The 14049-nt window shown below is 54.3% G+C and carries 7 protein-coding genes, 9 pseudogenes and 1 other annotated feature; of the genes and pseudogenes, 8 read left to right on the plus strand and 8 right to left on the minus strand.

What is annotated here, in order from left to right; translation table 11 throughout:
• Positions 1-22 precede the first annotated feature (22 nt).
• The 3 genes from CHN51_RS07295 to CHN51_RS07305 all read left to right on the plus strand — a co-directional run bounded on the left by CHN51_RS07295 (position 23) and on the right by CHN51_RS07305 (position 3394).
• Positions 23-547 carry an aromatic-ring-hydroxylating dioxygenase subunit beta gene (locus tag CHN51_RS07295; protein ID WP_100093422.1) on the plus strand — a complete coding sequence of 175 codons (525 nt, stop codon included), beginning with the start codon at positions 23-25 and terminating at the stop codon, positions 545-547.
• A gap of 36 nt (positions 548-583) precedes the next feature.
• Positions 584-1681, plus strand: coding sequence for an NAD(P)-dependent alcohol dehydrogenase (locus CHN51_RS07300; protein WP_100093423.1), 1098 nt, complete (start codon positions 584-586; stop codon positions 1679-1681).
• Positions 1682-1972: 291 nt separating this feature from the next.
• Positions 1973-3394, plus strand: a complete 1422-nt coding sequence (locus tag CHN51_RS07305; protein WP_100093424.1) for an MFS transporter — start codon at positions 1973-1975, stop codon at positions 3392-3394.
• A gap of 130 nt (positions 3395-3524) precedes the next feature.
• Here CHN51_RS07305 and CHN51_RS20160 read toward each other — a convergent pair.
• Positions 3525-3704 (minus strand): annotated as a pseudogene (locus CHN51_RS20160) (putative PEP-binding protein); the annotation flags it as partial.
• Between the two features lies 1 nt (position 3705).
• Between CHN51_RS20160 and CHN51_RS07315 the strand changes: the two are divergent.
• Positions 3706-3922 (plus strand): annotated as a pseudogene (locus CHN51_RS07315) (transposase); the annotation flags it as partial.
• A gap of 302 nt (positions 3923-4224) precedes the next feature.
• On the opposite strand, the pseudogene CHN51_RS07320 reads toward CHN51_RS07315, so the two are convergent.
• Positions 4225-4602, minus strand: a pseudogene (locus tag CHN51_RS07320) (transposase); the annotation flags it as partial.
• Positions 4603-4827: 225 nt separating this feature from the next.
• Here CHN51_RS07320 and CHN51_RS07325 point away from each other — a divergent pair.
• The 3 genes and pseudogenes from CHN51_RS07325 to istB form a co-directional block, all read left to right on the plus strand.
• Positions 4828-5768 (plus strand): annotated as a pseudogene (locus CHN51_RS07325) (IS3 family transposase); the annotation flags it as partial.
• A gap of 210 nt (positions 5769-5978) precedes the next feature.
• Positions 5979-6832: pseudogene (locus tag CHN51_RS07330) on the plus strand (IS21 family transposase); the annotation flags it as partial.
• Positions 6829-7665 (plus strand): IS21-like element helper ATPase IstB, encoded by an 837-nt coding sequence (istB, locus tag CHN51_RS07335; protein ID WP_100093425.1) that lies wholly within the window; start codon positions 6829-6831, stop codon positions 7663-7665. The pseudogene CHN51_RS07330 and the gene istB, both read left to right, overlap by 4 nt.
• A 274-nt stretch (positions 7666-7939) precedes the next feature.
• Here the strand turns inward: istB and CHN51_RS07340 are convergent, their stop codons facing one another.
• From CHN51_RS07340 to CHN51_RS07365, 6 genes and pseudogenes are all read right to left on the minus strand, one after another.
• Entirely contained in the window at positions 7940-8932 is a 993-nt protein-coding gene (locus CHN51_RS07340; protein WP_100093426.1) for a fumarylacetoacetate hydrolase family protein, read from the minus strand.
• A 293-nt stretch (positions 8933-9225) separates the two neighbouring features.
• On the minus strand, positions 9226-9462 hold the full coding sequence (locus CHN51_RS20165) for a hypothetical protein (protein WP_240616905.1): 237 nt from the start codon (positions 9460-9462) through the stop codon (positions 9226-9228).
• 464 nt (positions 9463-9926) lie between these two features.
• Positions 9927-10037: pseudogene (locus CHN51_RS07350) on the minus strand (transposase); the annotation flags it as partial.
• A gap of 122 nt (positions 10038-10159) precedes the next feature.
• Positions 10160-10489: pseudogene (locus CHN51_RS19430) on the minus strand (transposase); the annotation flags it as partial.
• Positions 10490-10570: 81 nt separating this feature from the next.
• A pseudogene (locus tag CHN51_RS07360) lies at positions 10571-11839 on the minus strand (IS3 family transposase).
• Positions 11443-11557: a sequence feature (AL1L pseudoknot), on the minus strand. Its footprint overlaps the pseudogene before it by 115 nt.
• A 51-nt stretch (positions 11840-11890) precedes the next feature.
• Positions 11891-11998, minus strand: a pseudogene (locus CHN51_RS07365) (transposase); the annotation flags it as partial.
• Between the two features lie 267 nt (positions 11999-12265).
• On the opposite strand from CHN51_RS07365, the gene CHN51_RS07370 reads away from it, so the two are divergent.
• Positions 12266-13807: a Fic family protein gene (locus tag CHN51_RS07370; RefSeq protein ID WP_100093428.1), complete on the plus strand. Its 1542-nt coding sequence runs from the start codon at positions 12266-12268 to the stop codon at positions 13805-13807.
• Positions 13808-14049: the final 242 nt, after the last annotated feature.

A 14049-nucleotide genomic window follows, 5' to 3' on the forward strand; every position in this document is an offset into this window, starting at 1 on the left:
CGTACCGAAAACCGGAGAATTTATGTCAGTTAAGCAGATTTCAGTAGGACCGGATGTGCAGTTCGCTATCGAGACGCATTACCGCGCCGAAGTCCGATTGTGGCAAACAGGACAATACCGCGAGTGGCTCAAGGATATGGTCGCGGAGGACATCCATTACTGGATGCCAATCTACGAACAGCGCTTTCTCCGGGACCGCCGCTCCGACCCCACTCCTGACGACGCCGCTATCTATAATGACGATTACGGCGAACTCGATCAGCGGGTCGAGCGGCTCTATACTGGTACCGTGTGGATGGAGGATCCTCCCTCCAAAATAAGGTATTTTATCGGCAACGTTGAAGCTTTCGATGCGGGCAAGGACGAATTCGACGTTTATTCAAACCTGCTCGTTTATCGGAACCGCCGCCAGCTTGAGACGACCGTGCACACGCTGGGTCGCGAGGACAGTTTGCGCCGGGTTGGCGATGGTTTCAAGGTGTTCCGGCGCAAGCTCCTGCTCGATGCCAGGGTAACGCAAGATAAGAACCTGTATTTTTTCTGTTAAGCGAGCGCCCGAGAGCGCAATAAAGGGAGATTCAATATGCAAGCCTATGCCGCGATCATTGAAAGCCAGGGCGGGAAATTTGTCCTTGATAACGTAGATATCGAAGAGCCCCGTGACAATGAAGTACTCGTAAAGATAGCTGCGGCCGGGATGTGCCACACCGATCTTACCGTCCGCGACCAATATTATCCGACGCCACTTCCCGTCGTGCTAGGCCATGAAGGTTCGGGCGTTATCGAAAAGGTCGGGCGCGGCGTCACCACAGTCAAGCCTGGCGACAAGGTGGTGTTGTCATTCAGCTATTGCGGAACCTGCCCATCGTGCCGGAAGGGCCACCAAGCCTATTGCCCAAGCCTCTTCCCACTCAATTTTATGGGTCGCAGACTCGACGGATCGACTCCAATTAGGCGCAACGGAGAAGAGATGAATGCATGCTTCTTCGGACAGTCCTCATTCGCGACCTACTCGATCGCAACCGAAAACAACTGCGTCAAGGTCGCCGACGACGCGCCGATAGAACTTCTCGGTCCGCTGGGCTGTGGAATTCAAACCGGCGCGGGCACCGTCCTCAATGCATTGCAGCCTGCCCCGGGCTCGTCGATCGCGATCTTCGGCGTCGGCTCGGTTGGTCTCAGCGCGGTGATGGCTGCAAAGGTTTCCGGTTGCCTCAAGATTATCGCAGTCGATCGCAATCCCACGCGTTTACAACTGGCCCGTGAGCTTGGTGCAACCGATATTATCGATGCCACAAACACAAATGCCCAGGAAACGATTATTGCCTTAACGGGCGGCGGCGCGGACTATGCTATAGATACCACCGCCATTCCTCAAGTTCTGCGCAGCGCGGTAGACAGTACACATACCATGGGCGAAACAGCTGTAGTCGGCGGGGCTTCGTTAGGTACCGAATTCTCGCTTGACATGAACAATATGCTTTTCGGCCGCAAATTACGCGGAGTTGTCGAAGGTTCGAGCACGCCGCAAGTCTTCATCCCGCAACTGATTGCGATGCGCGAGGCCGGCCTGTTTCCGTTCGAACGGCTCTGCACGTACTACGATTTCGACCAGATCAATCAGGCCGTCGAGGATACGGAAGTTTCCGGTAACGCAATCAAGGCCATTCTCAAGATGTAATGCCGAAAAGGGTACTCCCTGATCGGCTTATCCCCAGTTAGAACGTTACGCCAGGCGACCCGAGAGAAAAGCCGATCATTAGGCAGGCACTAGAAAGGGCGAAGGGCAGGAAATACACCTGTCGTTCGCCCTGAGTGCCTTCTGCTGAAACCCGCAGGTGTGCTAGATATTCTGAAGGCAAACGGAGCAGATCGTCCCGTTTGCTTCCTATTTCACGGCTGACGCGACGGAGACCGCCATATTGAGTAGGAAGCGCAACAGGATGGGCGAAAAACCCAAAGCAACAAAGACATGATTGCGAAAGATGGGACGCCCCAAGGGCGGCCGCCAAGTAGACCGGACGGAGCCCAGGCCATAACTGGACTTCCGGCACCTCGTCGTCTCTGGGCAGCACTTTCGATTTGGTGCGCTATATTTCTAACCATAATGGACGTATCGATCGCGAGCGTTGCGCTCCCATTTATCTCCAAGGGCCTGGAAGTAACTGCGGCAAAATCGGTGTGGGCCATAAATGCCTTTCAGATTGCCATAGTGATGGCACTTTTGCCGATGGCCAAGGCCAGTGAAATCCTCGGCTACAAAAAGGTCTATCTGGCAGGAATCGTACTTTTCATGCTTGCAGCCTCTGGAAGTATCTTAGCCACCAACCTTCCAGTTCTCGCAATATCGCGCTTCGTCCAGGGAATTGGCGCGGCTGCGGTAATGGTGGTCAGCGGGGCATTGGTTCGGACAATCTATCCCCCCGAATTCATCCCGCGTGGAATTGGCTACAATACCATAGCCGTTTCGATTGCCTCGGCCGCAGGACCGGCAGTTGGCGCACTTGTTTTGTCAATGGCAAGTTGGCATGCTGTTTTTGCCGTGGGCCTTCCGTTCGGGCTGCTTTCACTTGCGCTCGGGATTTGGGCAATTCCCTCGACGGCGTCGGCTAGACAACCTTTCGAACACTCTTCGGCGCTACTGTCCGCCGTGGGTTTTGCCGCGATCTTCCTGGCTCTTAACGACTTTGCCCAGAATACCATCTCAGGCTGGACGTTGTTTGAAGTCTGTGTCGCGGTTCCAGCCATTTTTCTCCTCGGAAAACGCACCTCCACCAGCCAAGATTCGATGGTGCCTCTAGATTTGCTGAAGCTCCGTTCGTTGCGTAAAGCCTATGCAATGTCGGCAGCAGCCTACGCCGCGATGATACTGATCACATTGTCATTTCCCTTTATTCTCCAGCAGCGGTTTCAATTCGAGCCAGACGCGATCGGCCTGCTGATGGTCCCCTTGCCGCTTGGTATCATGATCGCCGCCTTCGTCTCCGGCCGACTGGTTAATCGCTATCCATCAGTCTGGCTGTGCGGTGCGGGGCTAATTCTACTCGCAGGCGGAGCAATCTTGCTTTCGTTAATGCAGCCGGGCGTCTCAACTTTCCTGATAGCTTTGGCTGCGGCAATTTGCGGTATCGGTTTTGGAATTTTCCAGGTTCCCAACAACTATAGCATGCTGGCAACCGCGCCCCACTCGCGTTCGGGAGCTGGATCGGCAATGCTATCGTTGTCACGGTTGATCGGTCAGACGCTCGGTGCCTTGGTGGCCGCACTATTATTCCGCAAGTTCGGCGCGCAGAGTGATGCGCCAATCATGGCAGCGGCCATGATTGCGATGATGGTGGCAAGCGCAACCCTGTTGCAAAGAGGTCGGAATCGATCCGTTACGGGCGATATATAATTAAACATTTCTGAGCAGTCTGCGAGCGGTGGATCACTCCCCACTAAGCAAACGGCCGGATGGTGATCTTGCGTACGCCGAGCTTTTGACCGACGGGAAGAAAATTCTTCGCCGTCAAAAAGCCTGCCCTTCATTTCTCCAAAATTGCCTGCGCCGCCAGACGGGCAATCGGCACGCGGAATGGCGAAGCACTGACATAGTCGAGCCCAACCTACTCACAGAACGCGATCGAAGCCGGATCACCGCCGTGCTCTCCGCAGATGCCCAGCTTGATATCGGCAAGTGTCACACGCCCGCGTTGAACAGCAAGCCTCGTTCCAAAACAACGAACCACCCGGCGGCAAGCCTAAGCTTCTGGGCATAAGCAGGCGGGGTAACATCTATTTGCGAACACTGTTTATCCACGGTGCGCGAGCTGCTTTACCGTGGCTGGCGAAGAGCGAGACCCAATTGGGCTTTTGGTTGCCCGGGCTGCTTGCCCGGTCTCACCGCAACACTGTAGTTGTAGCGCTAGCCAACAACGCGTAGGCAACCTTGCGTCACCAAGAAACATATCGGAATGTGCCCGCCAAATCTGCGGCAAAAATAAAAAGGAGTTACAATCTATCGAGAGATACGCTTTTGCGAGTGGAAAGTGAGATGGCCGAACGGTTGATCGGCGGACCGGACACCTGGTCAAAAAAATGGCTTCTCGAAGCCGACAAGCTTATGAGGACCGGGCCGCGCGAATATCCATCTTGGCGACGATCAGATGATCGATATGCCGCATACGTTTACGCAGACCGTGCGATTGCTATCAAAAAATCTACTCTTGCAAAGAGGCGGGCCATACGTTTTTTGAGTAGGCGCATTTCGAGCATCTGTTCGGCAACCACTTCTTTCAGATCACGGGCTTCCTTACGAAGATCACGGACCTCATCGCTATTGGCAGCTCGCGCCGTATCGCCAGCGAGCCTGCGCTTGCCCTTCGGTTCTCGCCATGCCCCCGGCATGGCTGCGCTGCCTCAGTCCATGAAGTCCTTCGACCATTTGTAGTATACGCCCTGCGCGATACCCTCACGGCGGCATAGCTCGGCAATGCTATCTTCACCGCGCAGGCCCTCCAGCACGATCCGGATTTTCTTTTCCGCGCTATACTATTTGCGCGTTGCTCTGCGGATATCTTTCACCACCCGCTCCGCGGGGGCTTTTGAGTGTTTTGTTTTCATTTCCGTTCCTTACAGTCACCGCAATGAAACCAAAACACTCACTTATTTTATGCAGCCAGTCTGTCTATTGAATGCTGACGGGGGACACTGGTAGCCATAGATATGTCCAAGCATCGCCAAGAGTGCGGCGCGACAAACTGGATGAGACTCAGCGTCAATCTGGACTTGTACCGGTTTCGTGCCGGTCACTTGAGAGTATAACACTCATACAAGGAGACCGACGAGATGAAGAAGCATACAGAAGATTTCAAGCAAGAGGCGGTTCGCATTGCCCTGACCAGTGGGCTATCACGGCGGCGTGTTGCTGCTGATTTAGGTGGTGGATTATCGACGCTGGGCAAGTGGGTTTCTCAACATCGCCCGACGGATATGGAGTCAGCCACGCAAGCAGATTTGGCCCGCGAGAATGAACGGCTTCGCTTGGAAAACCGCGTTCTCAAGGAGGAGAGGGAGATTCTAAAAAAGGCTACCCAGTTCTTCGCGAGCCAGCGCCCGTGAGGTTCGCGTTTGTGCACAGCTGGCGTCATATATGCCCTGTGGAGACGCTGTGCCGGGTGATGCAGCTATCGACGCGCGGTTACCGGTCCTGGCGATCGCGACCGATGAGCCGTCGGGCCCGCGGTGATATGAAAGTGCTAGCACACATCCGCGAACAATATGGCCTCAGCCTTGGCAGCTATGGACGTCCTCGCATGACGATGCAGCCTAAGGAAGCGGGGCTCAATGTTGGCGAGCGGCGCGTAGGTCGGCTGATGCGGATAAACGGGATCAAGCCAATTCGCACCCGCAAGCACAAGGTCACCACCAATAGTAATCACCGGCTTGGCATTGCGCCGAACCTGCTGGATGGCAACTTTGCAGCTGACGCGCCTAACCGCAAATGGGCGCGTGATATCAGCTACGTCTGGACCGCAGAGGGATGGCTCTATCTTGCCGTGATTCTCGACCTGCACTCATGCCGCGTTGTCGGTTGGGCGGTTAGCGACAGGATGAAGAAAGACTTGGCGATCCGGGCATTAGATATGGCGGTAAACCTGCTCCAACCCGCTGAAGACTATATCTTCCACTCAGATCGTGGCAGCCCGTACTGCGCTTATGATTATTAGAAGAGGTTGCAGGCTTATGGCCTGCGACCATCGATGAGCAGCAAAGGCAACTGCTACGACTGTGATTATGTTATTGCGGCTTGATGGTCTGACCCATGCTACGATTGACCACGTGTCATTGCGTTGACGTGTCGGCCATCAAGTCGCCCTGGCAACGGGCGAGATGTGACTTTATAGGAGCCTGAGGGTTTGCCCCTTCACAGTCCTGTCCTCTCTGAACGGTGCCCGGGCAGCGTTCAGAGAGGACAGGACATGACCGATCTCGCCGCGCGCTACGAGGCTCTGTGTGCCCATTACAAGATGACGCCAACGCGGAACGACAAGGGGTGGCGCATGAGAACGGCTCGATCGAAAGCGCGCACGGACATCTCAAGGGTGCGATCCACGATGCACTGCTGATGCGCGGCAGTTCGGACTTGGAAGACCTCGGAGCCTACCGCGCGTTTGTCGACGAGATCGTCAGCCGACGGAACGCAACTCATGGCAAGGGGATCGATGTCGAGCGTCCACATCTTCAGGATCTACCCGAACGCCGCAGCACGGACTTCGAGGAGGTGATTGTCACCGTCACGAGCACCGGCGGCTTCATCCTGGGCAAGGTCTTCTACACCGTGCCCTCGCGCCTGCTCGGTCATCGGCTGCGCGTGCGCCTATTCGACGACCGGCTGGATATGTTTATTGGCGGCACTCACCTGATGACGCTGCCCAGGGGGCGGGCGAAGGCGAATGGCAAACACGACCAGGTGGTGAACTATCACCATGTCATCCATTCGCTCCGTAAAAAGCCCATGGCCCTTTTGCATCTCGTCTATCGCGACAAGCTCTTCCCGCGGGCAGAGTATCGGCGGGCATTTGAAGCGCTTGCCGCCCGATTGCCTGAACTGCAGGCATGCAAGGCCACGGTCGAGCTGCTCAGCCTTGCCCATGACCGCAATTGCGAGGCTGCGCTGGCACTGGAACTGGCCAGGATCCTCGAGGCCGGTGATCTGCCTGATCTCGCTATCCTACGCAGCAGGTTCGCGCCGGACCCGACCAGCTTGCCGACTGTCACGGTGCGGTCCGTCTCCTTGGACAGCTATGAAGCCCTCGTCGGATCGGCAGAAAAAGCGGGAGAACGTGCATGAAGACCTCCCACACCGTTGACGCGGCCCGCCTCGGCATCATGCTGAACGACCTGCGGCTGCCCACCATCAAGACCCTCTGGCCACAGTTCGCCGAGCAAGCCGACAAGGAAGGCTGGCCGGCCGCGCGTTTCCTGGCCGCCATCGCAGAGCAAGAACTTGCTGAACGCGCTCACCGCAGGGTCGCCCGTAATCTCGCAGAAGCGCACTTGCCCTCCGCCAAGACCATGGACAGCTTCGACTTCAACGCTGTTCCGATGATCTCGAAGGCGCAGGTAATGGCTATGGCCGCAGGCGATAGCTGGCTGGCCCAGGGCGCAAATGTCCTCATGTTTGGCCCACCCGGCGGCGGAAAGAGCCACCTTGCCGCCGCCATTGGCTTGGCGCTGATCGAGAACGGCTCGCGGGTCATGTTCACCAGAACCACAGATCTGGTCCAAAAACTGCAGGTTGCCCGTCGCGAATTGCAACTCGAGGCCGCCATCGCCAAGCTCGACAAATTCGATCTGCTGATCCTCGATGACCTTGCCTATGTCACCAAGGATCAGGCCGAGACCAGTGTTCTATTCGAACTCATCTCGGCGCGATACGAAAGGCGCTCCATCCTCATCACCGCCAATCAGCCGATCGGCGAATGGAATAGGGTCTTTCCAGACCCGGTCATAACCCTCGCGGCAGTCGACAGGCTTGTTCATCATGCGACCATCTTCGAGATGAATGTTGAGAGCTACAGGCGCCGATCCGCACTCGAGGCCAAACGCAAGCGAGGGAGGCCTGCCACCTACGCGACAATCAGCAGACGAAGAAATTCTTGCCCGCGACAAAAACAATGCTAACGTCACTGATGCCGCGACATAGTATCCTATCCTGATTGTCGCCAGCGTTTCACCCAGATTGTCGCGCTATACACATAGGACCACGGATCAGAAGGTTAGAGCATGAACAAGCTATCTCATAACAGGATCATTGGTATAGATGTGTCTCGCGACTGGCTGGACATTCACTGTCTGCCTGGTGATCAGCGGCTTCGGTTGCGACTGTCCTACGGCTGAAATTTTCAGCAGTGAATTTCTTTAAGAATGTTACTTTTATGTAATTAACACAGCTGCATCAATATGTTTTCAATGTTTTAACAAAACGCTTGTTCGCGGCGAAATATTCCTTTGGGTCAGCATTGCGGATCCGTTTGATTGGTGTTTCGACTGTTCCAATACTTTCGATTTCAACCCGAACGACCTCCCCTCTACTGTTTAGGTCACCTCTAGAAAGCGGGTCGCATTGAGCATCAGGATGCAGAGCGGTACCCATCGAAATTATGTCCCCTGCTTCGAGAGTTGAATGCATACTTATCCAATGGATTACTTCTGATACGGAATAGTGCAGATTTTTAGTATTATCATCGGCAATAAGATCTTCGTCGATCCAGGCCTTTACGTAAAGATTGTGAGGATCGTCAATTTCATCTTTGCTGACGATGTACGGTCCCATCGGTGCAAATCCATCTCCATTTTTATAGCGACCCGGATAAAGGAGATGTTCTTCAACTGGCGCATATGCTAAGTCGGCTTTCGGCATTGGATAACGAACGAGATATACGTCCTCCATTCGCATGGTAGCCGAAGTCACATCATTTATTACAGTGTAGCCAAAGACATGGTTCATGGCGTTCTCAATGGCAATATATCGACCGCGCTTACCGATTATTACACCGAGTTCAGGTTCGGCATGCGTGAGTCCGTATTGTGTGTGCAATTCCAAAATCGCGCCGCTACCGGCGAGCGCCGAATTGATTTTCGGAAAGTAAACCGGGAAATCCGGTCGATGAACTAGTATTTCATCTAGTACGACGTTGTTGAGGGCAATGAATAGCATTTTCGATGGATCTGGTATCGGAGGTGCCCATTTTGCTTGCGCAGCAGAAATTGTACGCAATTTTTTTTTCGACAACGCTTTTTTAACGTTCTCAATCGCGGCGTCACCTCCTTCAATTAACTCGCGAATTGAGGCCCACGGTCCTAAATCTGACAGACGGACCAGCTGATTTTGCTGAATTCCCACTGTACCAACTGTGTCGCCGTCTTCAATAATCGTTGCAAATTTCATGACTCGTTATTTCCTGAAAAGTTGAAATGGGTTGACGTTTTATCCGTTACTCGCTCGTCAATTTGTTGATCTTAGATTACCGAAATTGTGTCAAACTTGACGTGCCCCCCAACATTCATCCAGTTTGTATTAGAGTCCTACGATATTGTTGCGCAAATGCGTGTATGAAGCAAGGGGCTGCGTAGTGTAGTCCATGGCAATCGGGCGAATAACTAGGTGACAAACCCGTGAATTGTTGAATCTATGCATATCCTCTGATTTGGAAGAGGGGATTTGGTGTTGGATAGTAGCGATCAGTCGAGTGGTGCGCTTGGCGAGGCAGTGGTGTTCTCGAGTATTTTGGGGATTTGCCCGATGGACGCCAGTCGGCGAAGGTGATGTATCCGCTCGACGAGATATTGCTTTTGGCCTTGCTGGGGGTGCTGGCGGGTGCCGAGAGATTCGTCGACATTGCCCGCTTCGGCAACAAGAAGCGGGAATTTCTGCGCCGGTTCCGGCCGTTCGAGGCAGGCACGCCCTCGCACGATCATTTGGGCGACATCTTCGCAACACTCGATGCCGGGAAGTTCCCGCGCTGTTTTATGGGCTGGGTTGCCTCGCTCACCGGGACCTCTGCCGAGGTGATCGCGGTCGACGCAAAGACATCGCCGTTCGCACCAGAAGGCAGGCGGCAAAGCCGCAATCCACATGGTCTCGGCCTTTGCTGCACGCGAGCGGCTGGTGCTGGGCCAGATCAAGGTCGACGGAAAGTCGAACGAGATTACCACCATCCCCAGATTACTGGCGATGATGGATATCGAGGGCACCGTCGTGACAGTTCACCCATCGAAAGCGATTGTGGAGATAGGACCCTTCGTCGACCAATCTGGCAGTGACGACGCCGTTATATGGCGCGCGGGCAATCGCGTCGCGCAGCGCTTGTTTGGCAGTGGCCAGAACCGATTGCGATTGAGATACCTGCGCTTTCGCAACGATCGAGTCTGTTTCAACCCTTCATGCCGCGCGCATACATCGAGATTATCTTGGTATCAAAGTCGGGAAAACGGCGCTGATATTTGGCGATCAGTTTCGCATCAAAGCGTCCTTCGCGTTCGCGCGGAATATCCTATGCTTAGCCGGCGCATCGGTGATCCTGTGGGGGCCAAGGATGGCTTAGGCGATGATCGTGACTGGGCTTATGTTGGCTGGGACTGTCAGTAATTTTGTGCGGGAGGCCGTTTTGTATCATCAGATGAGGAACCTTTCACCCAAGACAACGGCTAACCGGGTTTTTTCGCTTCGGTCCATTCGCGAGACGGCCTTTTCCATTCGGCCGCTGCCTAATCGAGAACGAGGTACAGCAGCTTCATGGCGGCATCGCCACCCGGAAAGTGCCCACGCGTTCGAACGGCCCGCCTAAGCTTCGAGTTCTGCGCCTCGAAGGCGTTGCCGGATGATCCGCCGGATCGGGGCACCGAACACAAAAAACGGGCTGATGTGCTCCCAAAGCCGCCGCCAGCTGAGTGCGATCGCCGGATATTTCTGGCTCCCGGGACCTTCCTCGAAGGCGTCCAGCGCGACTCCAGCGCACAAAGCGGTTATAGATCGTCTTATGGGGTCTGAAGCGTCCCGGGTTTTCCGGAGGCGGTTTCATTTGAGTCAAGCGACCATATCGAGGTTCTCGCAGGCTGCATAGTAATTAGCTTCGGCTTCGGCGGGCGGGATATGCCCGATGGGACCGAACAGGCGGTGATTGTTAAACCAGTCGACCCATCGCAGGGTTGCCATTTCCACCGCTGAAGCGTTTGGCCATGAGCGCTGCCGCCAGATCACTTCGGCTTTGTAGAGGCCGTTGATGGTCTCGGCGAGGGCGTTGTCATACGAGTCGCCGACGGCGAAGGCGGCGCATGATGCGGGGCATCATGCCAAAGTCGAGGCGACCGAGGGCACCAGCTCGGCTTCGGACAGCCGCTGGGTGTAGCTCATGGCTAAATATTGAACGCCCCTGTCGCTATGATGGATCAGGCCATCGTCGGCACTTGGCTTGCGAGCATGGATTGCCTGCTCCAGGGCATCCAGAACGAAGCCCGCCGTGGCACTGGTGCTGACCTTCCAGCCTACGATCCGCCGGGCGAAGGCGTCGATCACGAAGGCGACGTAGACGAAGCCGGTCCAGGTATGGACATAGGTGAAGTCGACGACCCACAGCGCATTAGGCCGGGTGACCTGGAACTCGCGGTTGACCCTGTCCAGCGGGCACGGTGTCTTCGGATTACTGACGGTGGTCACGCAGGTTTTTCCGCGCCTTATTCCTGCCAAGCCCATCGCGCGCATCAGCCGCTCCACGGTGCACTTGGCGACGTCGATCCCTTCGCGGCGTAGCTGGTGCCAGACTTTGCGGGTGCCATAGAGGCCGAAGCTGGCTTCGTGGACCCGCCCGATCTGCTGCCTGAGTTCATCATCGCGCCGGGCCCGCACCGAGCGCTTGTCAGGGTCGACAAGCCTTGCAGCGTGCTCGTAGTAGGACGATGGGGCGACCCGCAGTTCGCGGCAGATCGGCTCGATACCCAGTTCCTTGCGATGGTCGTCGATAAACGACATCACCATTTGCCTTGGCGGTCGAGCTCCGCCTGCGCAAAATATGCCGATGCCTTGCGAAGAATCTCGTTGGCACGGCGAAGTTCCTTTACGTCAGCGCTCCAGCAGCTTGAGGCGCTCCCGTTCACTGGCGGCTTGCGCCGCTGGCCCCGTTCGTCGGCTCGCCTCCTCACGACACCAGCGGCGCAGCGTCTTCGCCGTACAGCCGATCTTCCCAGCGATGGAGGTCATTGCCGCCCATTCCGAACCGTAATCGGCACGATGCTCACCAACCATCCGAACCGCGCGTTCGCGGACCTCAGGCGAAAACTTGTTTCTTGCGTTGCTCATTATAGCTCCTTCTCACAGATAGGAGCCTCCAGCAAACCCGGGACGCTTCAGTCCGTAAGCAGCAGGCGCATCGCGCCAGCGTAGACCATTGCGGATCACAAAGATGATCCCGCGCAATATCCGTCGGTCATCTACCCACGGCACGCCATGCGATAACGGAGACGTGGTCCAGTGAAGCTAAAATAAGGCTCTATGCCGCCCAGATATGAATGGCGTTGCCGGGCGTTGTAGACCCCGTTGATGTACTGGAAGATGGCAGCCTTATTTTAAGGCTCATTCTGAAAGCATCTTTTGCCTTGAAGCAATTCATTAGAAAATGAAGTTTCATAGATTGGGAGTATAAAAAAAGGTTTTCATCTGCTAATATGACTTTTCATGGGACTTGCCCGTTAGAAATAGAAAATCGGAAGAAAAATAGATAAAGTCATGCCAGGCAGTAAAAAAATTGATTTTTCACCTGCAAAAGCGGTTTTTCAGGAAATAGTGTTTCCGGAAAAAGCGTTACTGGCTGGTTATAGCGCTCTGATAGATGCTCTCGACTTACTGGTTCCGCTTCCCAATAAAATATTCGCAACCGGCGCTCACCACAAAGTGATAGACAACGAAAAGTCGCGCATTATGAGCTTGCGCCACCAGCCCGAGGCCACTCTTGAGGGCCATCTGGTGTTTGCTCTTAAATATGAAGGGCTAGACCTACACGTTCTGAAAGCAGTTTTCATGGCGGTCGGCGCTAACCAGATAAAAGCGATCGTTAAAGGCACGCCAACTGGAGCATATGCTCGGCGGCTGTGGTTTCTCTATGAATGGCTAACCGGCGACGCCATTGATCTGGCGGAACCCCCGGTTACCAATTACGTTGGTGTCGTTGATCCAAAACAGCAATTTTGTGTGACAGGTGTAAAGCTGCCACGCTATAAAGTGACCAACAATCTTCCTGGCACGCCGGATTTCTGCCCGATGGTATTCCGGACGGAAAAACTGGTAAATTTTCTCGCACAAGATTTGCCAACGAAGGCGCAGGAACGGATCGCGCAGTTGCCGAAAGATGTGTTGGCCAGAACAGCGGCTTTTCTGCTCTTGAAGGATTCCAAATCCAGCTATGCCATTGAAGGTGAGCGCCCTCCCCAAAATCGTATTCAACGGTGGGGCAAAGCAATTGGCGAAGCGGGCAAGCAGGCGCTCAGCCATGATGAGTTTGAGCGACTGCAAAATATCGTCATTGATGATACGCGCTTTGTAAAGCTCGGTTATCGAAACGAAGGCGGTTTCGTCGGTGAACATGATCGCACAAGTGGTGCACCGCTTCCAGATCATATCAGCGCTCGTCATGATGACATCCCCATGCTGATGGATGGCTTGATCGAGTTTTCAAATGCGCATTCCCGGGAATTGGATGCAGTGGTTGCCGCAGCCATGCTCGCCTTTGGCTTTATCTATATCCATCCGTTTGAAGATGGCAATGGCCGCTTGCACCGCTATCTCATTCATCACGCGCTTGCTCAGCGAGGCTTTAATCCGCCTGGTATTGTGTTTCCGGTTTCGGCCGCGATACTTGAAAGAATTGATGATTATCGTATCGTGCTGGAAAATCATTCAGGAAAGGCGCTGCCGCTTATCGAGTGGCATGCGACGCCTAAAAATAATGTCGAGGTGACAAACCAGACTGCCGACCTCTATCGTTATTTCGATGCGACGGCACATGCAGAATTCATCTATGAATGTGTCGCTCAAACCATTGAAATTGACTTGCCGAAAGAGGCTGAATTTCTGGAGCGCTATGATCGTTTTAACGATGCCATCCAGGCAATCGCCGATATGCCAGGTCCAACAGCTGATTTACTCCATAAATTTCTGGCACAAAATGCCGGATCACTGTCAGCACGCGCACGGAAGATAGAATTTGCAGCGCTATCTGATCATGAAGTGGCGGTAATTGAAAAGCACTACGCCGAGATATTCGATACCTGAACAGGCCATGTTGTCATGCCGGCGAAATGCCTTGGCTTATCCGCCGGGCCACAAGTATTAAGTAATTGAAATAATGCTTAAATATTCCAGTTTCTGACCAACAGGCTGCAAGTCCATAATGACCAATAATCATCATTGTGGGCCTTTTTGTGGGCTTTTTCGATCTCCGCATTGAAATAATACATATAAATCAATGGATTAAGGCCTCAATTCGAGTCCTCTTCTGGGCACCATATTTTCAT

This window comes from Sphingorhabdus sp. YGSMI21 (assembly GCF_002776575.1).
Classification (GTDB): domain Bacteria; phylum Pseudomonadota; class Alphaproteobacteria; order Sphingomonadales; family Sphingomonadaceae; genus Parasphingorhabdus.